13 protein-coding genes are annotated in these 26,523 nt (G+C 60.8%); 10 read left to right on the top strand and 3 right to left on the bottom strand.

Translation table 11 applies throughout. The features are described from left to right. Positions 1-62 precede the first annotated feature (62 nt). On the bottom strand, positions 63-1,322 hold the full coding sequence (locus tag ASG19_RS00530) for a GGDEF domain-containing protein (protein WP_162238111.1): 1,260 nt from the start codon (positions 1,320-1,322) through the stop codon (positions 63-65). Positions 1,323-1,668: 346 nt separating this feature from the next. Here ASG19_RS00530 and clpP point away from each other — a divergent pair, with 346 nt between their 5' ends. The 7 genes from clpP (at position 1,669) to ASG19_RS00495 (ending at position 14,372) form a co-directional block, all read left to right on the top strand. Continuing rightward, entirely contained in the window at positions 1,669-2,301 is a 633-nt protein-coding gene (clpP, locus tag ASG19_RS00525) for an ATP-dependent Clp endopeptidase proteolytic subunit ClpP (RefSeq protein ID WP_062453248.1), read from the top strand. Between the two features lie 298 nt (positions 2,302-2,599). Then, positions 2,600-3,877, top strand: coding sequence for an ATP-dependent Clp protease ATP-binding subunit ClpX (gene clpX, locus ASG19_RS00520; RefSeq protein ID WP_062453247.1), 1,278 nt, complete (start codon positions 2,600-2,602; stop codon positions 3,875-3,877). Between the two features lie 441 nt (positions 3,878-4,318). Next, complete coding sequence (gene lon, locus ASG19_RS00515; protein WP_062453246.1) at positions 4,319-6,739, top strand: endopeptidase La; 2,421 nt, start codon at positions 4,319-4,321, stop codon at positions 6,737-6,739. Positions 6,740-6,925: 186 nt separating this feature from the next. Further along, entirely contained in the window at positions 6,926-7,201 is a 276-nt protein-coding gene (gene hupB / locus ASG19_RS00510; RefSeq protein ID WP_062453245.1) for a DNA-binding protein HupB, read from the top strand. Positions 7,202-7,392: 191 nt separating this feature from the next. After that, positions 7,393-9,582 (top strand): esterase-like activity of phytase family protein, encoded by a 2,190-nt coding sequence (locus ASG19_RS00505; RefSeq protein ID WP_062453244.1) that lies wholly within the window; start codon positions 7,393-7,395, stop codon positions 9,580-9,582. 106 nt (positions 9,583-9,688) lie between these two features. Next, positions 9,689-10,924: a DNA repair exonuclease gene (locus ASG19_RS00500; protein ID WP_062453243.1), complete on the top strand. Its 1,236-nt coding sequence runs from the start codon at positions 9,689-9,691 to the stop codon at positions 10,922-10,924. 4 nt (positions 10,925-10,928) lie between these two features. Next, complete coding sequence (locus ASG19_RS00495) at positions 10,929-14,372, top strand: YhaN family protein (RefSeq protein WP_062453242.1); 3,444 nt, start codon at positions 10,929-10,931, stop codon at positions 14,370-14,372. A gap of 26 nt (positions 14,373-14,398) precedes the next feature. On the opposite strand, the gene ASG19_RS00490 is transcribed toward ASG19_RS00495, so the two are convergent. Continuing rightward, the gene (locus ASG19_RS00490; RefSeq protein ID WP_062453241.1) at positions 14,399-15,247 is read right to left on the bottom strand and encodes a DUF6030 family protein; all 849 of its coding nucleotides are present in this window, start codon (positions 15,245-15,247) and stop codon (positions 14,399-14,401) included. 441 nt (positions 15,248-15,688) lie between these two features. On the opposite strand from ASG19_RS00490, the gene ASG19_RS00485 reads away from it, so the two are divergent. The 3 genes from ASG19_RS00485 to ASG19_RS00475 are packed head-to-tail and all read left to right on the top strand — an operon-like array spanning position 15,689 to position 25,345. Then, a complete protein-coding gene (locus ASG19_RS00485; protein WP_062453240.1) occupies positions 15,689-23,125 on the top strand; it encodes a type I polyketide synthase in 7,437 nt (2,478 codons plus the stop codon). Continuing rightward, complete coding sequence (locus ASG19_RS00480; RefSeq protein WP_062453239.1) at positions 23,122-24,555, top strand: aminotransferase class I/II-fold pyridoxal phosphate-dependent enzyme; 1,434 nt, start codon at positions 23,122-23,124, stop codon at positions 24,553-24,555. Before ASG19_RS00485 ends, ASG19_RS00480 begins: the two co-directional genes overlap by 4 nt. A gap of 16 nt (positions 24,556-24,571) precedes the next feature. Then, on the top strand, positions 24,572-25,345 hold the full coding sequence (locus ASG19_RS00475; protein ID WP_062454726.1) for an SDR family oxidoreductase: 774 nt from the start codon (positions 24,572-24,574) through the stop codon (positions 25,343-25,345). Here the strand turns inward: ASG19_RS00475 and ASG19_RS00470 are convergent. Next, complete coding sequence (locus tag ASG19_RS00470) at positions 25,342-26,133, bottom strand: metallophosphoesterase family protein (protein WP_062453238.1); 792 nt, start codon at positions 26,131-26,133, stop codon at positions 25,342-25,344. The genes ASG19_RS00475 and ASG19_RS00470 overlap by 4 nt on opposite strands. Positions 26,134-26,523: the final 390 nt, after the last annotated feature.

The raw sequence follows: 26,523 nt of genomic DNA, 5'->3' as shown, positions 1-26,523 counted from the left end.
CGGGGAGAGTGTGGAGCATTGTCGCGCCATTGCAAGACTTTAGGCGGTCGTGGGCAACGGCACTATTGGCTGAGGACGACGATGCGTTTCAGCGACGCCACCTGTTGGGACACGCTGATGTCTTCGAAAGGATCTGCGGCAAATGGGGTTGGGGACGCAAAATCCGTTGACGGTACGATCATGATTTCCTGATCCGTATGAACGGCGGTGCGATCGCGGCCGCTGGTCTTCGACACGTAAAGAGCCTTGTCGGCAGCGGTTAGCAACACGTCGATATCAGCATTCTTCGTGGAGCACAGCGAGATGCCGGCGCTGACCGTCACGGCTATCCTGTGTTCGCCGACTCTTATTGGATGGCGTCTGAGCGTCGAGCGGATTGCCTCTGCGATACTGGCTGCTTCGACCATATCGGAGACGCGGATGATCGACGCGAACTCCTCGCCGCCCATGCGTCCGAACGAGCCGCGGCCGCGCTGAGCCGCCGCACCAATCCGTGCAAAGGCGGAGAGCACGTCATCGCCGGCCTGATGACCGTAGACGTCGTTGATCTGCTTGAACCCGTCGAGATCGAACTGGATGAAAGCAATCATGCTGCCATCCACCGCATCAACACCCTTCGACCGGTGAAACTCTTCCAGCAGACCGCGGCGGTTGAGCACGCCGGTCAGCGGGTCGGTCCGCGCCAGCTCCTTCAGGGTCAGCTCGGACCGCTCGGTCAGGAGTCGCGCCCCGCAGACGATGCTGCCGACAAAGACGAAAGCCGTCGGGAGATAGAGCCACGGCGAATGCGACGCAGCGACAAGCGCATCCGGTCTACCGATGAACACCATCAGGACAATCAGCGCACAGGAGAAGAACTGTATCCCGATGACGCTGGCAAACACGCGACGGGTGATACTGGGCGGACCGCGATGGTAAAGCAGAATGCCGATGATCATGGCGTGACCGACCATGGCCGCGACGTGGTGAAGGATGGCGCGACTGGCGAAGTCGCCGCGGACGGGGTCGAGAAACATCCCGGCAATCCAGATAAGGGCCGGAATGCCAACATAGGGTTCCACGGGCCGGCGGTCGAGTTGCATCAGGCCCGCAGCCCACAGGCCGATACCCGCAAGAACCATGGTATTGGCGATCTCAATCGAAACGAAGTCCGGGATGTCGCCGCGCATTGCGACCAGAGCTGCGCCAATCCCGTGCACAGCGAAGCCGCTGCCCCAGCTGAGATAAAGTGGTTCGCGCTCATAGTACCAGCGTGAAAAGAGCAGGACGGCGAGCGTCACCGCTTCAGCGGCCCAGATCAACAGACCCGTCAAGATATCCACATCCAGCTCCGTCATTCATTCCCGGCCGCTTCAGTATGCAGCCAAGTCTTTAAGGCTGCGTTGCTGTTTTGCGTCGGTTATTTTGATTAGAATGCTGTCATTTATTCATATCTGCTTTACCCTGCTCGATCAAAAATGCTTGGATGGCCGTCGATACTTCTCTTTTGCCTCTGGTATATGAGAGTTGTTGCATTATCGGTCAGCCTCGCGCATCCCAAGCCGATTAAGGATATCGGGCTCTCCGTCTTGAAGTACCCGGCGGTGACACTCTATGTAGGAGATAACCCATTCCAATGATTCCGGAGCGCATCGCCGCCTTCGGCGATGCATTTGACAAAGGACGGACATGAGAAATCCAGTTGATACCGCAATGGCCTTGGTGCCGATGGTCGTTGAGCAGACCAATCGCGGTGAACGCTCCTACGATATCTACTCGCGCCTCCTGAAGGAGCGCATCATCTTCGTCACCGGTCCGGTGGAAGATTACATGGCGTCGCTCGTGTGCGCCCAGCTGCTTTTCCTCGAGGCTGAAAATCCGAAGAAGGAAATCGCGCTCTACATCAATTCGCCAGGTGGTGTCGTCACCGCCGGCATGTCGATCTACGACACGATGCAGTTCATCAAGCCGGCCGTGTCGACGCTCTGCATCGGTCAGGCCGCGTCAATGGGCTCGCTGCTGCTGTGCGCCGGCGAGAAGGGCATGCGTTTTGCAATGCCGAACTCGCGTATCATGGTTCACCAGCCCTCCGGCGGCTTTACCGGTCAGGCCTCGGACATCGAGCGTCATGCCCGCGACATTCTGAAGATGAAGCGCCGCCTGAACGACGTTTACGTGAAGCACACCGGCCGTACGCTTGAGGAAGTTGAAAAGACCCTCGATCGTGACCACTTCATGACCGCCGACGAAGCTCAGGACTGGGGCGTCGTCGACAAGATCCTGACCACGCGTCAGGAAATGGAAGGCGTTTCGGCGTCTTGAGGCAATAGTGGCATCCGTGCTGCTCACCCGGATTTGAGTGATTTCGGGGGTTCCAAGTGGCACGGAACGCGCTATTAGTACCTATTAAGGCTGTGTTGAGTGTTTATGACATAGCATTGGCGTCTTAGGGGTTTCGTTGCAGCCGGTCATTCTGGACCTGCGAAAGCGAGTTTAAGGCCGGTAGAGTACCCCTTGAGCGAAGACAGGCGCGGCATGGCGTCCGCGCGTGTCGACAGCGACAAAGTTGACCGCGACCGTCTGGACAGGCGGATAGGCGGAGTGCTGGAAGGAAAGTGATATGAGCAAAGTCAGCGGCGGCAACGGCGGCGACTCCAAGAATACCCTGTATTGCTCCTTCTGCGGAAAGAGCCAGCACGAGGTCCGCAAGCTGATTGCCGGCCCGACCGTATTCATCTGCGATGAATGCGTCGAATTGTGCATGGACATCATTCGCGAAGAGAACAAGTCTTCGATGGTGAAGTCCCGTGAAGGCGTTCCCACGCCGCAGGACATCATCAAGGTCCTCGACGAGTACGTCATCGGCCAGAAGCAGGCCAAGCGTATTCTGTCGGTCGCAGTCCACAATCATTACAAGCGTCTCGCGCATGCCTCAAAGGGCGGCGATGTCGAGCTTGCGAAGTCGAACATCATGCTCGTCGGTCCGACGGGTTGCGGCAAGACCTATCTTGCCCAGACGCTCGCGCGTATCATCGACGTGCCCTTCACGATGGCCGACGCGACGACACTCACGGAAGCCGGCTATGTCGGTGAAGACGTGGAAAACATCATTCTGAAGCTGCTTCAGTCGGCTGATTACAATGTCGAGCGCGCCCAGCGCGGCATCGTCTATATCGACGAAGTCGACAAGATCTCCCGCAAGTCGGACAACCCTTCGATCACCCGCGACGTGTCGGGCGAGGGCGTCCAGCAGGCGCTTCTGAAGATCATGGAAGGCACGGTCGCATCCGTACCCCCACAGGGAGGCCGCAAGCATCCGCAGCAGGAATTCCTGCAGGTCGACACGACGAACATCCTGTTCATCTGCGGCGGCGCCTTTGCCGGTCTCGACAAGATCATCTCTGCCCGTGGCGAGAAGACCTCGATCGGTTTCGGTGCATCCGTCCAGTCTCCGGACGATCGTCGCGTTGGCGAAGTGCTGCGCGAACTGGAGCCGGAAGATCTGGTCAAGTTCGGTCTCATTCCGGAATTCATCGGTCGTCTGCCGGTTCTGGCAACGCTCGAGGATCTCGATGAGGATGCGCTGATCCAGATCCTGTCGGAGCCGAAGAACGCGCTGATCAAGCAGTACCAGCGCCTGTTCGAGATGGAAGACGTCGAACTGACGTTCCACGAGGACGCGCTGCGCGAGATCGCCAAGCGCGCCATCATCCGCAAGACCGGTGCTCGTGGTCTTCGCTCGATCATGGAAAAGATCCTGCTCGACACGATGTTCGAGCTGCCGGCGCTGGAAGGCGTTCGCGAAGTGGTCATTTCCGACGATGTGGTGCGGGGCAATGCACGTCCGCTCTACATCTACGCCGACAGGCAGGAAGAAAAGGCCAACGTTTCGGCCTGATCCTCAGCGGTCATAGCAACATTGAGAAGGGGCCCCATTGGGGCCTCTTTTTCGTTTTAGCCTCGGCTATTGTTTTAGGCCGTATTACACGTTTTTTGCACTGCAAAGAGTTGCAAGATAATCCGCTTGATTTAGACAGGGTCAGGGATGAACCTTTCCGTTCCGGCTGCTTCGCACCTTTTGTGCGTGTGCCGTTGATTTCGGACCTCGTCTCGAAAAGGTTTGTCGGCAAGGACGGTGGCGCGTCCGTGCTGAAGAGCTGACATTTTGCGTAAGGCGTTATGCGTGGGCGCTTTGTCTGACGGCTGGTTGCACAAGGTGCAGTGCAGCGACCTTGCAAGGCTTGAAAACGATCTGTGAAAACTCCACTTTTAGCGGGAGTGAAGTGCTTGGGTAATTTCTCAAGCCATCCCGGCAACGGGACGATGGAAAGGAAATGACATGACGAATTCAACGTCTGCGGCATCCGGCGCTGAGACCTATCCGGTCCTGCCACTGCGCGACATTGTGGTCTTCCCGCACATGATCGTGCCGCTGTTCGTCGGACGGGAAAAGTCCATTCGGGCGCTTGAAGAGGTCATGGGTTCCGACAAGCAGATCATGCTCGTCACCCAGATCAATGCCAGCGACGACGATCCTGAGCCTGAGCAGATCTACAAGGTCGGCACGGTGGCCAATGTGCTGCAGCTCCTGAAGCTCCCGGACGGAACCGTCAAGGTTCTGGTCGAAGGCAAGGCACGCGCCCAGATCTCCGAATACAGCGATCGCGAAGAGTTCTACGAAGCCAAGGCAGAGATTCTGGCCGAGCCGGATGAGGACGCCGTCGAGGTGGAAGCGCTGTCGCGCTCCGTGGTTTCCGAATTCGAGAACTACGTGAAGCTCAACAAGAAGATCTCGCCGGAAGTCGTTGGCGCCGCGAGCCAGATCGAGGACTACTCGAAGCTGGCCGACACGGTCGCCTCGCACCTGTCGATCAAGATCACCGAGAAGCAGGAAATGCTCGAAACGGTCTCGATCAAGCTGCGGCTTGAAAAGGCCCTCGGCTTCATGGAAGGCGAAATCTCCGTCCTCCAGGTCGAGAAGCGCATCCGCTCGCGCGTCAAGCGCCAGATGGAAAAAACCCAGCGCGAGTATTACCTCAACGAGCAGATGAAGGCGATCCAGAAGGAACTCGGCGACGGCGACGAAGGCCGTGACGAGATGGCCGAACTGGAAGAGCGCATCGGCAAGACCAAGCTTTCCAAGGAAGCCAAGGAAAAGGCCGACGCCGAGCTGAAGAAGCTGAAGCAGATGAGCCCGATGTCGGCGGAAGCCACCGTCGTGCGCAACTATCTCGACTGGCTGCTTGGTATTCCGTGGTCCAAGAAGTCGAAGATCAAGACCGATCTTAACGCGGCTGAAAAGGTCCTCGAACTGGATCACTTCGGTCTCGACAAGGTCAAGGAACGCATCGTCGAGTATCTCGCCGTGCAGGCCCGCGCCACCAAGCTCAAGGGCCCGATCCTCTGCCTCGTGGGTCCTCCGGGCGTCGGCAAGACGTCTCTTGCCCAGTCGATCGCCAAGGCGACCGGCCGCGAGTACGTGCGCATGGCACTCGGTGGCGTTCGTGACGAAGCCGAAATCCGTGGTCACCGCCGCACCTACATCGGCTCGATGCCCGGCAAGGTCATCCAGTCGATGAAGAAGGCGAAGAAGTCCAACCCGCTCTTCCTGCTCGACGAAATCGACAAGATGGGCTCGGACTTCCGCGGAGATCCGTCGTCGGCCCTGCTCGAAGTGCTCGATCCGGCGCAGAACTCGACCTTCATGGACCACTACCTTGAGGTCGAATACGATCTGTCCGACGTGATGTTCATCACCACGGCGAACACGCTGAACATCCCAGGTCCCCTGATGGACCGCATGGAAGTGATCCGCATCGCCGGGTACACCGAGGATGAGAAGCGCGAGATTGCCAAGCGTCACCTTCTGCCGAAGGCTATCCGGGACCATGCGCTGCAGCCGAAAGAATTCTCGGTGTCGGACGATGCCCTGATGGCGATCAGCCAGCAGTACACGCGCGAAGCCGGCGTTCGCTCCTTCGAGCGCGAGCTGATGAAGCTCGCCCGCAAGGCCGTGACCGAGATCATCAAGGGCAAGACGAAGTCGGTTGCGGTTACCGCTGCCAACATTTCGGATTACCTTGGCGTTCCGCGTTTCCGTCACGGCGAAGCCGAGGGTGAGGATCAGGTCGGCGTCGTCACGGGTCTTGCCTGGACAGAAGTCGGCGGTGAGCTTCTCACCATCGAAGGCGTCATGATGCCGGGCAAGGGTCGCATGACCGTCACCGGCAACCTCAAGGACGTGATGAAGGAATCGATTTCGGCTGCGGCATCCTATGTCCGCTCCCGTGCCGTCGATTTCGGCATCGAGCCGCCGCGCTTCGACAAGTCGGATATCCACGTGCACGTGCCGGAGGGTGCGACGCCGAAGGACGGTCCGTCGGCCGGTGTGGGCATGGCAACCGCGATCGTTTCGATCATGACCGGCATTCCTGTACGCAAGGATGTCGCCATGACCGGCGAAATCACGTTGCGCGGCCGGGTGCTGCCGATCGGTGGTCTCAAGGAAAAACTCCTTGCGGCTCTGCGCGGCAACATCAAGGTTGTGCTGATCCCGGAGGAGAACGCGAAGGACCTCGCGGACATTCCGGACAACGTGAAAAACGGCATGGAGATCATCCCGGTGTCGCGTATGGGCGAGGTGATCAAGCACGCTTTGGTTCGCCTTCCCGAACCGATCGAGTGGGATGGCACGGTGGAGACACCGGTCATTGCGACGGTTGACGGTGCCGACGACTCGTCGACAACGATCGCTCACTAAGCGGTGCCTTGAAGCCGCCACGAACTGATAAAAAAGCCGGCGAAAGCCGGCTTTTTTTGTGAAAAATGCCCAAGACCCCTTGTTTTTCAGGCTTTTTCGGAGCCTTTGGGTTGCCAAGTGCCGACGCAAAACTATTGTCGGCGCCGACCAAATGAGTCGTTCCAAAACCGTTGAAAGGGTGGAAATATGAACAAGACCGAACTGGTGTCCGCAGTGGCCGAAAAAGCCGGCCTCTCCAAGGCTGATGCCGCCTCTGCAGTCGATGCCGTTTTCGAGACTGTCCAGGCCGAACTGAAGAATGGTGGCGACATCCGCCTCGCTGGCTTCGGCAGCTTCTCCGTTTCGCGTCGCGAAGCATCCAAGGGCCGCAACCCGTCCACGGGCGCTGAAGTCGATATCCCGGCTCGCAACGTTCCGAAGTTCTCGGCCGGCAAGGGTCTCAAGGAAGCTGTTAACAGCTGATCGAAAGCATCTGGCGGCCTGCCGCCGTGATGCAAAGCGTTGAGAAGGCCCGGTGAAAACCGGGCCTTTTTCGTTGAACGGAAAGCGTGTTCGAGCCTTATCCGCAGGTCCGTTCTTTCTGCGTCCCAAACTGTCATCCGCCTGTCATGACAGTGCAGCACAAGCCGAGTGTAGTTTCACGGAGGCTTCCCATGACATTCTCGACACGCGCCGCTTTGACCGCGCTCCTCCTCGGCTCCGTTGCAGCTCCTGCCGGCGCCGAGCAAGTCTTCAACCGCATTGCATCCTTCCCGGTCGCCCAGAACCTGCCCAAGGGCGAGGACAAGGCGACCTCGTCGGAAATCATCACGGCCACCGCCGACGGCAACACGCTCATCTATTCCGATGCGCCGGGCGGCACGATTGGCTTTATCGACATCACCGACGCGAAGGCCCCTAAGGCAGGCGGATCGGTCAAGATCGATGGCGAGCCGAACTCGGTCGCCGCAGTTGGTGCGAAGGTTCTCGTCACCATCGACCGGACCAAGGACCTCACCAAGCCCGCAGGCCAGCTCGGGGTGGTCGATATCGCCTCTCGCAAGATCGAGGCCACCTGCGATCTCGGCGGCCAGCCGGACTCGGTCGTCATCTCGCCGGATGGCACGTTTGCGGCCATTGCCATCGAGAACCAGCGCGACGAAAAGCTCAACGACGGCGCTCTTCCGCAGCTGCCGGCTGGTGAATTGCAGATCGTCACCCTGAACAATGGCGTGCCGGTTTGCGATAGCATCCGTCACGTCGACCTGACGGGACTGTCCACTGTCGCTCCTGAGGATCCTGAGCCGGAATTCGTCAATATCAACGCCAACGGCGAAATCGTCGTGACGCTGCAGGAAAACAACCACATCGTCATCGTCGACAGCAAGACCGCAAAGGTCACCGGCCATTTCACGGCCGGCACGGTTGATCTCGACGGCGTTGACATCAAGACCGACGGCGCACTGACCTTCTCCGGCAAGCTCACGGCCATTCCGCGCGAACCGGATGCGGTAAAGTGGCTCGGTACCGATCGTTTCGTTGTCGCCAACGAAGGTGATTACAAGGGCGGCTCGCGCGGTTTCACCATTTTCGATCGTACCGGCAAGGTTCTCTATGACGCCGGCACGTCGCTCGAATATGCTGTCGCCCGCGTCGGACACTTCCCGGAAAAGCGTGCCAAGAACAAGGGCATCGAGCCGGAAGGCCTGGAAGCTGCGACTTTCAACGGTCAGAAATATTTCTTCGTCCTGTCGGAACGCGGTTCGATGATCGCGGTCTACAAGGATACCGGTGCGGAACCGGAACTGGTGCAGCTTCTGCCCTCAGGCATCTCGCCTGAAGGCGCTGTCGCCATTCCCGGCCGCAACCTGCTCGCCTCCGCCAACGAAGCCGATCTCGGCGAAGACGGCGGTGCCCGCTCGCATGTCATGATCTACGAGCTTGGCGAAGGCGCAAAGGCCTATCCGATGCTCGTCTCCAAGGATGTCGACGGCAAGCCGCTCGGCTGGGGTGCCATGTCGGGCCTCGTCGGTGATGCGGAAAAGGACGGCATTCTCTATGCAGTCAGCGATAGCGTCTATGCCATGCAGCCCTCGATCTTCACCATCGACGCCACCAAGAAGCCGGCGGAAATCACCAGCGTGGTGCGTGTGACCCGCAACGGTCAGCCGGCCCAGAAGCTCGATATCGAAGGTATCGCGCTCGACGGCAAGGGCGGCTTCTGGCTCGCTTCCGAAGGCGACAGTGCCAAGTTCGTCGGTCACGGCATCTACAACGTCAGCGCCAAGGGTGAGATCAAGTCCGAGATCGCGCTGCCGGCAGAACTTCTGGCAGGTGAAACCCGCTTCGGTCTCGAAGGCATCACCACAACGGGTTCGGGCGACGACCTGACACTCTGGATGGCAATCCAGCGCGAATGGAAGGACGATCCGAAGGGCCAGGTGAAGCTTCTGTCGTACAAGCCGAAGTCCAAGGAATGGGCCGCCGTTCGCTACCCGCTCGAAAAGACCGAAAAAGGCTGGGTCGGCCTGTCGGAAATCACCGCCCGCGGTGACTACCTCTACATCATCGAGCGCGACAACCTGATCGGCGACAACGCAAAGCTCAAGAAGCTCTACCGTGTGGCAATCGCCGATCTGAAGCCCGCAAAGCTTGGCGGAGAGCTGCCGCTCGTCACCAAGCAGGAAGTTCACGACTTCCTGCCCGACCTGAAGAACGCCACCAACGGATACGTGGTCGACAAGCTCGAAGGTTTCGCCTTCGACAAGTCCGGCAAGGCCTTCGCCATCACCGACAATGACGGCGTCGATAACAGTTCCGGCGAGACGCTGTTCTTCCCGGTTGAGATCAAGGCGACCAACTAGACCGTTCATCAACAGGAAAAGGCCGGGTGTTTCCGCACCCGGCCTTTTTTATTGCCGATGCGTGACTTAAGTCTGTCGTTCCCGATGTGTTCCAGCAGCCGAGTCGATGACCTCATTCCGCTTCATCCATGCCGCCGATCTGCATCTTGGCAGTCCCTTTCAGGGCCTGGCGCTGAAGGATGTCGAGCTTGCCGATATCTTCATCGAGGCCAGCCGCAAGGCGTTTTCAGGCCTGGTGGACGAGGCGGTGGAGCGCAAGGTCGACTTCTTCATCGTTGCGGGCGATGTCTATGACGGCGACTGGAAAGACAACAAGATCGGCCTGTTCTTCAACCGCGAAGTCGCCCGGCTGGAACGCGCCGGCATTCCGGTCTTTCTGCTGAAGGGCAATCACGACGCCGAAAGCGTCATCACCAAGACAATTACGCTACCAAAGAATGTCAGCGAATTCCCGACGGCAAAGCCCGGTACGTTCAAGCTGGATCACCTAAAGGTCGCGCTGCACGGCCAGGGTTTCGCCGAGCGCTCTGCCAATGAAAACCTGGCGCTTGCCTATCCGAAGCCGGAGCCGGGCTGGTTCAACATCGGCGTGCTGCACACGTCGCTGACTGGCCGCGAGCCGCACGCAGCCTACGCGCCCTGTTCCGTCGAAGACCTGCGATCGCGAGGCTACGATTACTGGGCGCTCGGCCATGTCCACGATTTCGAAATCGTCGCCGAAGACCCGCTCGTCGTGTTCCCCGGAAACCTTCAGGGACGGTCGATCCGCGAGCAGGGGGCAAAGGGCGCCGTGCTCGTGACCGTCGAGGACGGGCGCATCGCCTACGAGCGTATCGTGACCGACAGCGCAAGGTTTGCCGAGCTGGCCGTTCTCGTCGAGCCGGATGAAACACCGGCGGCGATCCTGCGGCGGCTGGAAGACCTGCTTGGTTCTGTGATCGATGCCATGGAAAGCCGCCCGCTTGCGCTGCGCATCCGCATCAGTGGCCGCAGTCGCTTCCGCAACGAGATCCTGGCAAGAGCGGCCGATTTTCGCGATGAAGTCCAGGCCGCCTGCCATCGCGGCCATGAGGATATCTGGCTGGAAAAGCTGGAAGTAAAACTCGAAGCCGAGGTCGCATCGACGGGGAAATCGACCGATCTGCTCGGGCTCGAAGGCCTGCTGCCGACCGCGGAGTTCTCGCCGCTTCTGGTCAGCGAAGCCGAGGCCCGGATTGCCGAGATCGCCGCGCGTCTGCCGGGCGGCATCGGCGCCGGCGACCTGGCGCTTGGCGATGATGCGGCAGCACTGTTGGCAGAGGCGCGCGAGCTGCTTCTGTCGCGCGCGGCAAGGGTAGGGTAGTCACATGCGTTTTACCCGTCTCGACATCCTGCGCTACGGCGCGCTTACCGACCGCGCGCTTGCGTTCCGCCCGGATGCGCAGCTGCATGTCATCTATGGTCCGAACGAAGCCGGAAAGTCTTCGGCGCTGTCGGCGATCTCGGATCTGCTGTTCGGCTTTCCGACCGCTGCCGAATACAGTTTTCTGCATGACGCAACCGCACTTAGGGTTGGCGCTGAAATCGAGACGCGCGATGGTAGCAAGCTGGGCTTTCGCCGTCGTCGCGGCCGCAAGAACACGCTGCTCGCGGCAAGCGAGGCGGAAGAGGCGCTGCCCGAAGATGCGCTGGCACCCTTTCTCGGCACGCTGAACCGCGATGTGTTTCAACGCGCCTTCGGTCTTGATTCGGCTTCGCTGCGGGCTGGCGGCCAGAGCATGCTGAAAAGCGGCGGCGAGATCGGCAGCCTGCTGTTTTCCGCAGCGTCGGGCCTTACCGGCCTCTCCGACCTGCGCAAGAGCTTCGATGCCGAGGCCGACACCATCTACGCGTCGCGCCGCTCCAAGGACCGGTTGTTTTACCAGGTGCTCGACAGCCATGACGAGGCGCGCAAGGCCGAGCGCGACAACGAGCTGAAGTCCGGCGATTGGAAGAAGCTACTGGCCGAACAGGCCGAGCTGGAAGCGGAACTCGCCACCATCAAGACCGAGCGCGAAACCACCAAGCAGACGCTGGAGCGGCTGCGCAAACTGATGCGGCTGGAGCCGGTGCTGCGCGAAATCGATCGCGAGCAGGACCAACTGGCGCAATATCAGTCGCTGGGCTCGCTGCCGCCTGGCTTCGAGGACGCACTTGCGCGGGCGCTGGACGATGCGCGGCGCAACGACGACGCGCATCGGGCGGCGCAAACCGAAGTCTCGCGGCTGGGCGACGAGATCGCCGCTCTCCATGTCGACGACGCGCTGATCGCCGCTGCCGGGAGCATTCTCGCCCGCCACGCCGACAAGGGCATCTATCTGAAAGCCCGCGAGGATATCGCAAGGGTTCGCGGCGAGGTCGAGGATTTCGACACCCGGCTGGTGCAGCTGGGGCGCAGGCTGGGTCTTGTCAGGACCGATGACCTTGAACGCCACCAGCCTGCCGATGCCGATCTGGTGCGGCTGAAAACGCTGCTCGACGAAGGCAGCGAACTCGACCGCAGCCTCAAACAGCTGCATCTCCGTCTGGAAGAAGAGCGCGAGGCGCTGCGGCGTCTGGATGAAGCCAATCCGGACAGCCGCCTGATCGATCCGAAACCATGGGCCGAGCAGCTCACGGCGCTGCGCCCCGAACTCAGTGATCTCGCAGGCATCGAAAACCTGCAGGTCCGGGCCACACGGGCAGAGAGCGATCTTGCCGCCGCCGTTGCAAGGCTCGATCCGCCGGTCAAGGACATCGACGCCCTGCTTGCGAGCCCGCTGCCGGATCTCGCAGCGCTCAGCAGCCACCGCAAGCTGATCGACGATGCACGCGCCGTGCATGCGAGGATCACCCAGACGCTGACGACGGTGAAGGCAGACGCCAAGACCGTGGCGGATCAGATGGCGGCGCTGGAAGGGCAGGGCCGCATCGTTTCGCGTGCCGATCTTGTTGAAGCCCGGAAACAGCGCGACGCGGGTCTTGCCGCGCTCGGAGCAAAGCCATCAGCGGGTCAGCTAGCCGATGTCCAGAAGGCCGTGCAGAACGCTGACGAACTGGCTGACGCTGCCCTGACAGACGCCGAGCGCGTTTCCCGCCACGCGCAGCTCAGCCTGCGCCAGCACGAGATCGAGCAGCAGTTGACGAACGCCCGCGCCGAAGCGCGCGAAAGCGATATCGCGCTGTCGGATGCGATCACAGAATTCGAGGACCTGTTCCGCTCGGTGCCCGTCTCGCCGCTATCGCCGGAGCGCATGCTCGAATGGCGCCGCGGCGTCGAAGCCCTGTCGCATCAGGTCGATGCGCTGAAGGATGCAAGCGACGCGCTGCAGACCGCGCGGCTGAAGGAAGAGCGATTGAAGCCGGTGCTGGTCGGTCTTGCGGACGCGATCGGGCTTGCCGCAACCGCCTTGCCGCCTGCGGCCCTGGCGCGCGCTCTCGACCGCAGACTGGCGGAGATAGCGGAACGCTGGACGGAAAGCCGCTCGCTGGAGGGCAAGCGCCATTCCGCTGTCGATGCGCTGCAACGCCTCGAAGAGCGCGAGACCGTTCTTCGTCGTGAGGTCGATAGCTGGCGGGCCGCATTCTCCAACGCTGCGACCATGGCCGGCCTGCCGGATGAGGCGACGGTCGACATGGCAGCGGCAGCGCTCGATGTCTGGCGCAGCGTGCCGGATATTCTGGCCGAGCGCGAAAACCGCCGCCGCCGTGTGCGCGGCATGCAGCGCGACATGGAAACCTTCGACGAAGAGATCCGCAGCCTCTGCACCAAGGTGGCACCCGACCTGATCACTGTGCCGGCAGACGTCGCGGCCGGTCTCCTTAACGATCGGGCAATGGATGCCAATGCCGCCGCCAAGCACAAGGCAGCGATGTCGGCTGACCTCGAACGCGCGACGCTCGCCCTGGAGCGCTATGCCACGCGGGAAAAAACCCTGCAGGACGAGCTCGCTTCGCTTGCCACATCCGCCTCGCGAGACGTCGCCGACCTCGAACAGGTGCTGGAAGAATTGCGCCAGCGAAGCCGGCTGAACGGACAGCTTCTGCAGTGCCGCTCCCGTTTCAACGAGCACGCTGATGGTGACGATGAAGCGGCAGTGCGCTCAGCGCTGGTCGATTTCGACAAGGTGACGGCAGGTCTTGAGATCGAACAGCTGGAAAGCGCCGATAGCAGGCAGATCGACCGTATCTCGACTTTGAGGACCGCCGAGGCCGACAATGCCCGCCGTCGCCGCGAACTGGAAAGCGGCATCGGTGCCGAGCGCGCGGTGTTCCAGAAGCACGCGGCCGAAACCGAGGCGAGGGACCTTGCGCGGCGGTGGGTGGTGCTGAAGCTCGCGGCCAGCCTTCTATCGTCCTCGATGGAAACCTATCGCGAGCAGCAGGCCGATCCGGTCATGCAGCGGGCCGGCAAGGTATTTGCGGATCTCACCGGTGGACGGTTTGCGAAGCTGGTGCAGCTCTATGACGAAAAGGACGAGCTGCAGCTGGCTGTCGAGCGAAACACCGGTGAGCAGGTTCCGCTATCGGGCCTCAGCGAAGGGACCGGCGACCAGCTCTATCTGGCGCTGCGTCTGGCGTTCCTCGAGGATTACTGCAGCCGCAACGAACCGGCACCGCTGATCCTCGACGACATCTTCCAGACATTCGACGACGAACGCACCGCTGCCGGCATCCGCACACTGGCTGCTGCCGGCGACAAGTTCCAGACGGTGCTGTTCACCCACCAGCTCAGCCTGGTGGAAACGGCGCAGCGCGAACTCGGAGAGCGGCTGGATTTGATCAGGCTTTAACGCAATCTGACGGTTGCGTAGCGTGGCTAGCCTTGCGGCGAAAAAACTTGCCCCACTGGGAGCGTCAGGCAGCCGATCCGCGTGCTGACGATCGCTCGCTGTGACGCCCTGCCAGGTTCCGGCGTCGGTACCGGGCATGCCGTGGTAACGGGATGGGCAACGAGGAGCAGGTTGAACCGTCTCTGGTCCATCATTTCGGGGACAAAGGTGGCGCGGTAGTTTTCGAGATCGGATTTAAACGCCGTGCGGGCGGAAAGCCTTGCCTCGAGATATGACCGGCTCTGCGGTGTCAGCGACAGGCCGTAACCGTCGAGCGTGGTCAGTGCAGTCTGCAACAGCGCACCGTCGTGGCGCTCATCCGTGAAACTGAGCTTGATCCGGAAGGTGCGCAGGTCATCCTCTCCAACCCCTTTCGCCTGGATGAACAGAGACGCCGGATCTTCACCCGGGCCCAGCGGCAGGAAGAACGTGCACTCCCATACATTGGCGCCCGCCAAGAAGTTCGGCGGTTCGCCGCCTATGCCCGCCAGTGCCTGGCAGCGTTCCTCGGTTGATGTCGTAACGGGTGGGATGAGACGCGACGTGTCGTGCGCCAGCGGCCGGACCAGTCTGGGCAGCTGCTTGCTACTCGCCGCAAGCCGTCGCTGGCGCCCGATGCGAACAGCCGGTGCGGGAGGAGGAGGAAGCAGATAGGTTTGCAGGCCGAACTGGCGCACCAGACGCTTATAGTTGCGCCCTTCGTTGACGAAAAGGACGGTCGCCGCAAGCCCGCTGAAGACAACGAGAAGGAATACCGCAAGAACGAACAACCGGCCGCCGCGTCGGCGACGCTGTTCGGCAGGGGTCGAAATTGCGGGCCTCTCCTCTTGCGGCATAGTCTTGTTCCGATCGAGGAATGCCTGCGATGATGCCTGCGCTTACCACATTACTAACAGGCTTCAAATCTAGAGCTTCGCCATATTTTCGATTCGACCGGCGGTCATCAGCGCCTGGCGGACGAGTTTACGCTGGTCGGAGCTGTAAGCTGTCTCGCCTTCTCAACTCCATTTGCAGGCGTGGTGCCGCTTTCTGTTCACTGTATGGTTGATTGTTGCTGTAAGGTATCTGGCGATCCAACCCATGCTAGTATAAACAGGAGGCAGGTTATGTAATGGCTTGTTTATGCAATAACTTTGTGCTTTTTGCGAACCCCTGAACCCGCCTTGGGCCATATGTGTATTAGCTTTTCTCGTGACATCCGCTAATAAGTATGTTGTTAAAGTTGTCCGATGCGGGCATTCCGCATCCGCCATTTTAGCTGTGAAAACAGAGTGACAATGACGATCGAAATTATTGGTAGAGCCTGTGTGGCGCCGGGTGCAAGCTCCGTCAAGGAACTCAAGACGATCCTGAGCGGCGGCCGTTGCACCGTTTCGGAGATCCCTGGAGATCGATGGGACTTGGCACGTTTCTGGCATCCGGCACAGGGTGTCGCTGGAAAGACCTATACGTTTGCCGCAGGCGTTATCGACAGGCTGTATGACTTCGATCCTGCCGTTTTCGGCATTTCGCAGCGCGAGGCCATGCAGATGGACCCGCAGCAGCGCGTGCTTCTGACACTGGTCTGGCAGGCGCTGGAAGACGCCAATCTTCCGGCAAGCACGCTCGCCAAGGAAAAGGTCGGCGTTTATATCGGCGCGTCTAGTCTCGAAAACAGTACGCTTTCGTCCGAGGATCCCGCATCTGGCAGCCCGTATTTCATGACGGGCAATACTCTCTCTATCGTCTCGAACCGCATTTCGCACGTTTTCGGCCTCAATGGGCCGAGCATGACCATCGACACCGCCTGCTCGTCGTCGCTGGTGGCGCTGGATCAGGCGGTGCGCTCGCTCGAGCGCGGTGATATCGACACCGCGATCGTCGGCGGCGTCAATATCCTGGTCAACCCGCTCTCCTTCGTCGGCTTCGCGCAGGCGCGCATGCTGTCGCCCGAAGGGCTTTGCCGTGCTTATGACACCAACGGCCATGGTTATGTCCGCGCCGAAGGCGGGGTAGCGATCGTCCTTCGTCGCAGCGATCGCGCGAAGCGGGAAAATGACCGCAGCTACGCCAAGATCCACGCAACAGGCGTGAATTCTTCGGGCCGCACCAACGGCATCAGTCTGCCGTCTCGCGAAGCGCAGGCCGATCTTCTGCGCTCGATCTATCAGGGCAACGGCATCGACGTGAACCGCGTCGCCTTTATCGAAGGCCACGGCACGGGAACGCGTGTGGGCGACCCGGCGGAAGTCTGGGCCATTGGCACTGTCATCGGCCAGAACCGTCCGGCTCCGCTGCCGATCGGTTCGATCAAGTCGAATATCGGCCATACCGAGCCGGTGTCGGGTCTTTTCGGTCTCATCAAGGCGATGATTGCGCTGGAAAACGATTTCCTGCCCGCGACGCTGCATATCGAAAAAGCCAACGAGGATATCGACTTCGCCTCGCTCAACGTGCGGGTCAACATGTCCGCGATGAAGCTGATGCCTGCCAAGGGCGCTCGGCTCGCCGGCATCAACTCGTTCGGCTTCGGCGGCACCAACGCCCACGTCGTGATCGGCGATCCCGATCCGGTCGACGCGCCGGCGCTGCCCACCAAGGCCGACAGCCAGTTCTTCTTTGCCAGCGCCCATAGCGCCACCGCCCTGAAGTCGCTTCTGGAAAACTACCAGTCGGCCCTCGAACGCTCCGATGCTGTCAAGGCACGTCGGATGATCGCCGCCTCCAGCGCCAATCGCGACCCGATGCGCTATCGCTTCGCCGTCGAAGCCAAGGACGAGGGCAGGGTTCTCAGGGCGATCGAAACGCATTTGGCCGGAACGGCTTCGCAGGGGGAGCGCGGAGAAGCGCCGTCCCATGCCGGCAAGACAGCTTTCGTGTTTTCCGGCAATGGTGCGCAGTGGGCCGGAATGGGCGTTGAAGCCTATCGTGAAAGCCGCCATTTCCGCCAGTGCTTCCAATCCTTCAGCGCGCTGTTCGAGTATCACCTGGGCGAAAAGCTCTCGGATCTGCTGTTTGCCGACGATATCGGCACTAGGCTTGCCGATACGAAGATCGCCCAGCCGATGCTGTTTGCGATCCAGGCTTCCATCTCGGATTGCCTCGCTAATCTCGGGGTTCGCCCGGATGTCGTCTTCGGCCACTCTGTGGGCGAAATTGCAGCTGCCTATGCCGCCAAGGCCCTAACGGCTGCGGAAGCCGTGGCGATCGTTGCCAAGCGCTCCAAGTCGCAGGATCTGTTTGCCGGCAAGGGCAAGATGGCTGCCGCTGTGATGAACGAGGAGACGGCGCTTGCCTTCGCAAAGACCCATGGTCTGAACGAGATCGGCGTCGCCGCCATCAACGCACCGAACTCGGTCACGATTTCCGGTCCGACTGACGAGATCCAGGCGTTTCGCGATGCGGCACGCAAGGCGCAGACCGTCGTCCATGTTCTCGACATCAACTACCCGTTCCATCACCCGATCATCGACAGCGCGCGCGATCTTTTTCTCGCGGACCTGCCGACGATCGAGCCGAAGAGTGGCGCTTGCACCTATGTTTCGACGGTCACCGGCGGCATCTACGACTGCCGCGGCCTGGATGCCGATTACTGGTGGCGGAATGTCCGCGATCCGGTTCTCTTCAAGTCCGCGGCCGAAACAGCACTGGACCTCGGCTGCAACCTCTTCATCGAGATTTCGCCACGTTCGATTCTGTCGAACTATGTCAGTGAAATCGCCAAGCATGCGTCGCATTCGGCTGTCGTGATCGGCACCCTGCAGCGAGAGACCCCGATCGAGGGACGTGACCCGGTCGCGCAGTCGTTTGCCCGCGCCATCGCCCACGGCGTCTCGCCGAGCGTGTCGCGCCGTAGCAGCAAGCGCGATGCGTTTGCAGGCCTCCCGGTCCTGCCGCTCGAGCCGTCCGTCTTGAAGATGGCGAACACGACCGATGAGGTCGATATCTTCGGCCGCGAACACCGCGGCAGCTACTCGCTGCTCGGATGGCGTACCGATCCCAACAGCGCCCACTGGAAGAACCATGTCGACGCGCAGCTTTTTCCGGATCTGGCCGAGCACGTCGTCGATTCGCGCGCGATCCTTCCGGGGAGCGGATTTGTCGAGATCGCCGTCACAGCCGCCCAGGTGCATTTCGGATCCGACGACGTCGAACTGACGAATATGGAGATCGTGCGTCCGCTCGAACTTCGTACCGACCGGCTGCTCGAGCTATCGACGATCCTGTCGCCCGAGACAGGCGATATCGAAATCCGCTCGCGCGAACGACTGAGCAGCGACGACTGGACCGTGCATGCGGTGGCCCGCTGCCGCAAGCCAGTAGAGCATGCATCTGACCGTCAGATCTGGCGCGCCAACGAAGGCGAAAGCGCGAAGCTCTCCTCGCTGGAGGTCTACGGGACTGCCGAAAAGTTCGGCCTTCAATACGGCCCGCACTTCCAGCTGCTGCGCGAAGCGCGCGTCTTTGGTCGCAACACCGTCGAGGTCGATCTGAAAGCGGCCGAGGCTCCGGCCCACCCCTATCTGACCTACAACCTCAACCCGTTCTCGGTGGACGCGGTGTTCCATGGCCTCGTTGCCATGTTCGACCAGTTATCGGGCAGGGATGCCGGCTCTCCCTATATCCCCGTACGATTTGGTTCGGTTCGGGTGGGGGCGCGGGCCAAGCCTATTACCCGTGCAGTCATTGAGATCGAACGGTTCAGCGGCTTCTCGATCAAAGTCAACTTCCGCATGTTCGGGGAAGATGGCGAAATCGTCGCCTCTTTTGACGACTGCCGGTTCCGCCGCACCTCGTTGCGTCGTCATCACACGCTGGCTTCGGTTGCGTTCCATTACGAAGCCGTGCCGTCGACGATGTCAGGCAATTTCGCTCGGATCGGGTTTGCCGGCGGTCTACTGGCCGCGACGACGGATGCAGAAGCCAAGGACACTGCGTCGTTGATGCTGGATGCAATGATTTACCGTGCCTGCCACGAGATTGCGCTGTCGCTCGCATCACAGGTCGGGTTCGTGTCCGTTACCGAGTTCCCGGGAGAACCCAATTTCCGGGCTTTCCTGGCAAGCTGTCTGTTTATTCTGGAAGATGCCGGGATCGCGTCGTCCGAGGAATCCGGCTGGCGCGTGCCGTCCGAATTCACCATGCCGGCCGTCTCTGAACTTCTGCAAGAAATCTACCGTGAGGATTCCGGGCGTATCGCCGAGGCCGTGCTGCTGCACAATGCCTATCGCGATGCTCTGGAACACCTGTCGCTTGGCGGCCTCCATAGCGGCGAAGACGTCTCCGAAGCGCGCCACACCAGCGAAGCAACGCTCGAACACGTGCTTGTTCACTCGCCACTTGGGCGCAAGCGCTCCGATCTGGCGCTGCATCTTGTCGAGCAAGCCTGTCGGGCCAATGGCGGCCGGACCCGGGTCATTGTCGAGCTCGGCTCCACATCCGTATCCGTCAGCAGCAAGCTTGCGTCGCTTGCCGTCGATCACTCGGCGACGCTCGCGATCGTCGAGCCGCGCGAAAGCGTTCGCCGTACACTCGAACTTGCCTTCGAACAGCATGCACATGTCTCGGTGATCGAGCCGAAGGCGCTGGCCGATCTCCGCGGCATCGATGTGATCATTGCCGCCGGACTTGAAAGCCAGGCGGTTCTGGTCACCGACGATAGCCTTCGTTCCGCTGTACGAGGCGCCGCCGCGAGAGGCGCTGCATTCCTGTTCGTCGACCGTGCACCGTCAGCGTTCAACGACTTTGCCTTCGGCCTATCGGATGACTGGTTTGCCGCAAGTCAGTCGCCGGAATTTCCGGTCGGGCGTCTCGCGACAACCGAACAGGTAACCGACCTTCTGACAGGTCTCGGCTTTGCCGCCCCGCTTGTCGAAGAGAAAGATGTGGCCGAAGGGCTGCTGATCGTTGCAGGCGCCTCCTCGGCCGCGGCCGACCAGCTGCAGGCGCTGCCGTCGATCCCGTCGGCGCTCGTCTTCGCTGAAGATGTTGCCCGTGCTGCAGCGTTTGGTGACGGCGACACCGTCGTCCTGCTCAGCGCGGATGCGGACGAGACTGCGATTTCGCAGTCGCTTGCCGGATTCGATGGCAAACCCGTGCAAGCCATCTTCTTAGCCGAACGTCTGAGCGATCGCGAAGCCTCCGATGTCGCTCTGGCACGTCTCGAAAACCTGAAGCGTATCGTTGAAGCGTTCACCCGGCATAGCGCCAGCCTCGCGTCGGGCGACCAGTCCCGTCTCGTGATCGTCGCACCCGGCGGCTCGCCGCTTGCCGGTGAGGCGACTGATGACGTCAACGCCGGTCTCTGGACCTTCGCCCGCGTTCTTCAGAACGAATACGATGCGGTCGCCACGCACCTTCTCGATCTCGAGACGGACAGTGCGGAACTCGGCCTTCATGTCGGCGAGATCCTTGCATCCGCCAGTACCAACCGTGAGTGGATCCTGCGCCATGGTTCGCTGTCGGAAATCCGCGCATCGAGCGGTCCGTTCGGGCCGAAGGATACAGAAAGCGCCGACTTCACCGCGGCCACGATCCGTCAGACGGTGAATGGACGCGTCGACAGCATCATCTGGGAGAGCGCCTCCGAGCCGGTGCCGGATGCCGACGAGATCGTTCTCGCCGTGGAAGCGGCCGGCCTCAACTTCCGTGACGTCATGTGGGCCATGGGCCTGCTTCCGGAAGAAGCGCTCGAAGACGGCTTTGCCGGCGCAACCATCGGCATGGAAATGTCCGGCCGCGTCATCTCGGTCGGTGCGTCGGTGACGGATCTCGTTGCCGGAGACCGTGTCATGGGCATCGGCCCGGCCGCGTTCTCCACGCACGTCAAGGTTCGCCGCGACGGCGTGACGAAGTTCCCGGCCCGCCTCGACTATGAGGCCGCAGCAACCGTTCCGGTGGCATTCCTCACCGCCTATTACGCGATGGTCCAGCTCGGCCATATCGAACCCGGTGAAACCATCCTCATCCATGGCGCGGCCGGTGGTGTCGGCCTTGCCGCATTGCAGATCGCCAAGCTGAAGGGTGCGGTTGTCATCGCGACGGCCGGTACGGTGGAAAAACGCCGCTTCCTGGAAGCGCTTGGTGCAGACCATGTGTTCGACAGCCGCTCGCTGGATTTCGTGGCCCGCGTGCGCGGCGTCACCGGTGGCGAAGGCGTCGACCTTGTCCTCAACTCGCTGTTCTCGGAAGCGATGGAACGCAGCCTGGAACTGGTGAAGCCATTCGGTCGCTTCCTCGAACTCGGCAAGCGCGACTACTATTCCGACCGCAAGATCGGCCTTCGTCCGTTCCGTCGCAACATCAGCTACTTCGGCATCGACGCCGACCAGTTGCTGGTGAAGCTGCCGGCAATCACCAAGAAGATCTTTACCGAGATCGGCGTCCTGTTCGAGCGGGGCGACCTGTCTCCGCTGCCCTATCGCGCCTTCGGCTATGAAGAGATCGGCAGTGCCTTCCGTCTCATGCAGAATGCCGGCCAGATCGGCAAGATCGTCATCCGTCCGCCGGTCGCCGGCAAGGACAAGGTGGTGATCGCAAACGAAAAGCCGGTCGCCTTCGGTGCGGATGGCATCTATTTGGTTGCTGGCGGCATTGGCGGCTTCGGCCTCGTTACAGCGGACTGGCTTGCCGCACGCGGTGCCAAGCAGATTGCTCTCTGCTCGCGCAAGGGTATCGCCGACGCTGAAACTGAGGCGGCGATCGCCAAATGGAAGGCGAAGGGCGTCAAAGCATCTGTCCATGCCTGCGATATCACCAGCGAGCCGGCTCTTTCCGGACTCCTCGACAGCCTGCGCAAGCAGGCTCCGATCAAGGGCATCGTTCACGCGGCCATGGTGCTCGACGACGCGCTTCTGTCCAACCTGACGCCCGAGCGCAACCGACCGGTTGTCGAGGTCAAGGTTCGCGGTGCGGCTCTCCTCGACAAGCTGACGGCGGGCGACGATCTCGATCTCTTCCTCGTCTTCTCCTCGGCCACGACCATGCTCGGCAACCCGGGCCAAGCCAACTACGTCATTGCCAACGGCTATCTCGAAGGTCTTGCCCGTGCACGTCGCGCGGCCGGCAAGCCGGGTCTCGCAGTCGGCTTTGGCGCCATTGCCGATACCGGTTTCCTTGCACGCAATGCCGAGGTCAACGAAATCCTGTCCAAGCGAATTGGCAAGACGGCGATGAAGGCGCGCGATGCGCTGGAGCAGGTCGAACGCTACATGGCGTCAGACACCGGCACCATTGATGCGGCAGCCGTGATGATTGCCGAAGTCGACTGGCAGGCAGTGCGGATGCTGCCGATTTCTAACGCCTCGATCTTCGAGACGGCGATCCGTTCGGCCGGCAATCAGCAATCGGCCTCCGATGGCGACCGGATTGATCTTGAGGATCTGATCCGTGGCAAATCGGCGGATGAAGCGCAGCAGCTTCTTCACAACCTCGTCGCGTCTGAAATCGCCACGATCCTGCGTGTCACGGAAGACAGTATCACGCCGGAAAAGGTCTTGAAGGATATCGGTCTCGACAGTCTGATGGCGATGGAGCTCGGTATGAGCTTCCAGCAGAAGACGGGCTTTGATATTCCGCTGAGCGGAGTAGGGGAAGACACGTCCGTCAGCGACGTGGTAAGCCGTCTGAGAGAGCGTGTCGCCAAGCGCAACGGCGAGGACGACACCGTCCAGAACGAAGTGATCGACCGGCTGGTCAAGAGCCATTCGACGCAGCAGAAAGCCGCAACGCAGTGACAGACAGCAGTTCGGATGAAACCCGGCCCTCCAAGCTGAGCCTTGGGGGGAAGGGCAATTTTATCGACCAGATGCGCAAGGCCAACGAAAACGTCGGGCGCAATCGCACGACGCGGCTCAATGCACAGCCGCAGCAACCGGCCCGCCCTCCGGTCGGCTTTGACGCCTTGCCCGAATATCAACGGGTCATGGTGCAGCGCAAGGCGAGCGAAATCATCGGCGTCGACAACCCGTTCTATCGCTCGCACGACGAAGCCGCCGGCGCGACGACGACCATGGACGGGGAAGTCTATGCGAATTTTGCTTCCTACGACTATCTCGGTACCAACACGGACCCGAGGGTGACCGAAGCCGCCAAGGCTGCGATCGATCGTTTCGGCATTTCTGCCTCCGCCAGCCGTCTGGTCGCAGGCGAGCGCCCGGTGCATGCGGAACTCGAAGAAAAGCTTGCCAGCGTTTACGGCGTTGATGCTGCAGTCTGTTTCGTCAGCGGCTACCTTACCAACGTTGCGGCAATCAGCTGTGTCGTCGGCCCCAAGGACCTCGTCATCCACGACGAATTCATCCACAACAGCGCGCTGGCCGGCATCAAGCTTTCCGGCGCCACGCGGCGCCTGTTCAAGCACAATGACGTCGATAATCTTGAGACGGTGCTCAACACGCTCGCCGGCGATTTCCGGCGCGTGCTCGTGATTGTCGAGGGCGTCTATTCGATGGATGGCGACATCGCCGACCTGCCGCGCCTGATCGAGCTGCGCAATCGGTACGGCTTCTGGCTGATGGTCGACGAGGCCCATTCCCTCGGCGTTCTCGGCAAGACCGGTCGCGGCTCGTTTGAACATTTTGATATCGACCCGAAGAGCGTCGATATCTGGATGGGCACCCTGTCAAAGACGACATCGAGCTGCGGCGGATATATCGCCGGTAGCCGGGCGCTGGCTGACATCCTCAAGGCAGAAGCGGGCGGTTTCGTCTACAGCGTCGGGCTTGCGCCGGTTCTGGCAACGGCTGCAGCCACGGCCCTCGATATTCTGCGCGAGGAACCGGATCGGGCCGAGCAGTTGCACCGGAACGGTTCGCTGTTTTTGAAGCTCGCCCGGGAAGCCGGTCTCGACACAGGATTGAGCCTCGGCTTCTCCGTCGTGCCGATCCTCGTCGGTGATTCGCTTCGCTCCATCCAGCTGTCGAACGAATTGCTGGAAGATGGCGTCAACGCTTTGCCGATCATTCATCCCGCCGTCCCGGAAGGCATGGCCCGGTTGCGATTCTTTATCACCAGCGACCATACGGAAGAGCAGATTCGCCATGCGGTGGAATCGACCGCAAGACGCCTGAAGGACCTGCAGGACAGGAATTTTGGTCTTGCCTCTCTCAGCCCGGAAAAACTGATGCAGCTTGCGCCGCTTCTCCAGTCGCCTGACAACACCTGAGCCGGTGGCGACGACGATGCACGTGATCGTAACAGGTGGATCAAGCGGCATCGGACTCGAAGTGGCGCGGATCTACGCATGCCGGGGTGCGCGCGTATCGATCATCGCGCGCACGGCGGCAATGCTTGAAAGCGCTGTTGTCGACCTCCGCAGTACCGTCAAGGCTGACATCAGATGCGAAAACGCGGATGTCGCAAACGATAGCGAGATCTCGCGTGCTGTTGATGCCTGCGAGGCCGCATTCGGACCGTGCGACGTTCTTGTAGCCTCGGCCGGGATGGTAGAGCCGGGATTTTTCGACCAGCAATCGCAGAGCGACTTTTCCCTCCAGATTGACGTCAACCTGCTCGGTACGGCGAATGCCGTACGCGCAGTCTACGCGGGCATGAAGAGCCGCGGGCAGGGCGCAATCATGATCGTGTCCTCGGGTGCGGCACTGATCGGCATACCCGGCTACACAGCTTATTGTGCCTCCAAGTCGGCGCTCACGGGCTTCGCCGAGGCCCTCCAGGCTGAGTCGGTTGGAGATGGCGTCACCATAGCGCTGTGCTTCCCGCCGGATACCGAAACGCCGCAGTTTGAGAGGGAACTCGCCAAACGCCCGGCGCAGGCACGGGCTCTGATGGGTGCCGCGCCGCCGTGGAAGGCGAATGCCGTTGCCGAAAAGATCGTTCGCGGCATCGATCGGCGGTCGAAGAAAGTCTATTTCGGCTTTTCCATTACTGGCCTTGGCCTGTTCGGTCCACTGGTGAAGCCGTTCGTGGCGGCCTGGTTTTCCAGACGTCGCTAGATAAACCGCGTCTCTTCGCCCGCAATCCTCAAGATCGTCAGCTTGCCCGAATAAAATGCCCCGGTATCGATGCCGATTCTGTTCGGTCCGAGCGAGGGCTCAGTCTGCGGCGTGTGGCCGTGGATCACGAAGGTGGATGGCAGGTTCGGTCCTTTCGCAAGGAATGGATCGCGGATCCACATCAGGTCAGCCTCCTCCTGGTCTTTCAACGCGACACCCGGCCGAATGCCGGCGTGGACGAACAGGAGTTGTCCGACCTTCATGCTGATCGGCAAATCGGTGAGGAACTGGCGGTGCGCGTCGGGCACGACTTCAGCCAGCAGCTGCTTCAGCGTGCCACTGCGGCTGCGCTGGCGAAAGTTTTGGTCATGCACGTCGAGCCCGTAGGACGCCAGCGTCTGCTCTCCGCCAAGGCTCAGCCATTCGCCATGCGTCTCCGGATCATCGAGGAAGAGGCGGAACACATCGTCATGGTTTCCGCATAGCGGCATTCGGCGCAGACCGTATTCGCTCGGCTTGATCAGATAGTCGAGAACACCCGAGGATGCCGGGCCGCGGTCCACATAGTCGCCGAGAAGAACCACCACGCCCGCACGGCGCGTTTCTTCGATGTCGCGGGCGATCTTCGCCTCGGCTTCCTTGAGGAGCTCCAGGCAGCCATGCACGTCGCCGATCGCGTAGATCGGATAGGTCGGCGCGTCTACGCCAAGGTCGATACGCCGACGGGGACGTGGGACGCTCCCCTGGCTGGAACGTTTCTGGGTGAGCCACCCTATGACCTTGCGCATGATACCGTTCGTTTCGAGAATGAGAGAGAACGTGAGAACACAATGGGAAATGTGCCCCTAATGGACGTTTAACAAGCCCTTTCGGATCTCGTTGCAAACCGTTCAACGATCCCGATGCTGCTGCACCTCCGCTGCAGTATGAGAAAGTATAAACCGGCGCTCCGCAAAATATAATGCTGCACTGCACCAAGTCGTCGTGCTGCTATGGACAGTTGTTTTATTTTGAAACACTATCGAGGGGAGGAGCTGGGGGAGGGAAATAAATGCGGATACAGATCGTTGCCATCTCGATTATGGCAAGCCTTTTCCTGTGGATTTTCGCATACTATTGTCTGCAGACCACCTACAGGACCAGCCAGGCTTACGGCGTGATGCCGAACCTGAACATCA

It is taken from the genome of Rhizobium sp. Leaf306 (assembly GCF_001423425.1).
Classification (GTDB): Bacteria; Pseudomonadota; Alphaproteobacteria; order Rhizobiales; family Rhizobiaceae; genus Neorhizobium; species Neorhizobium soli.
The sequence above is the reverse complement of the archived record's forward strand: the minus strand, read 5'-3'. Positions and strand labels throughout refer to the sequence as shown.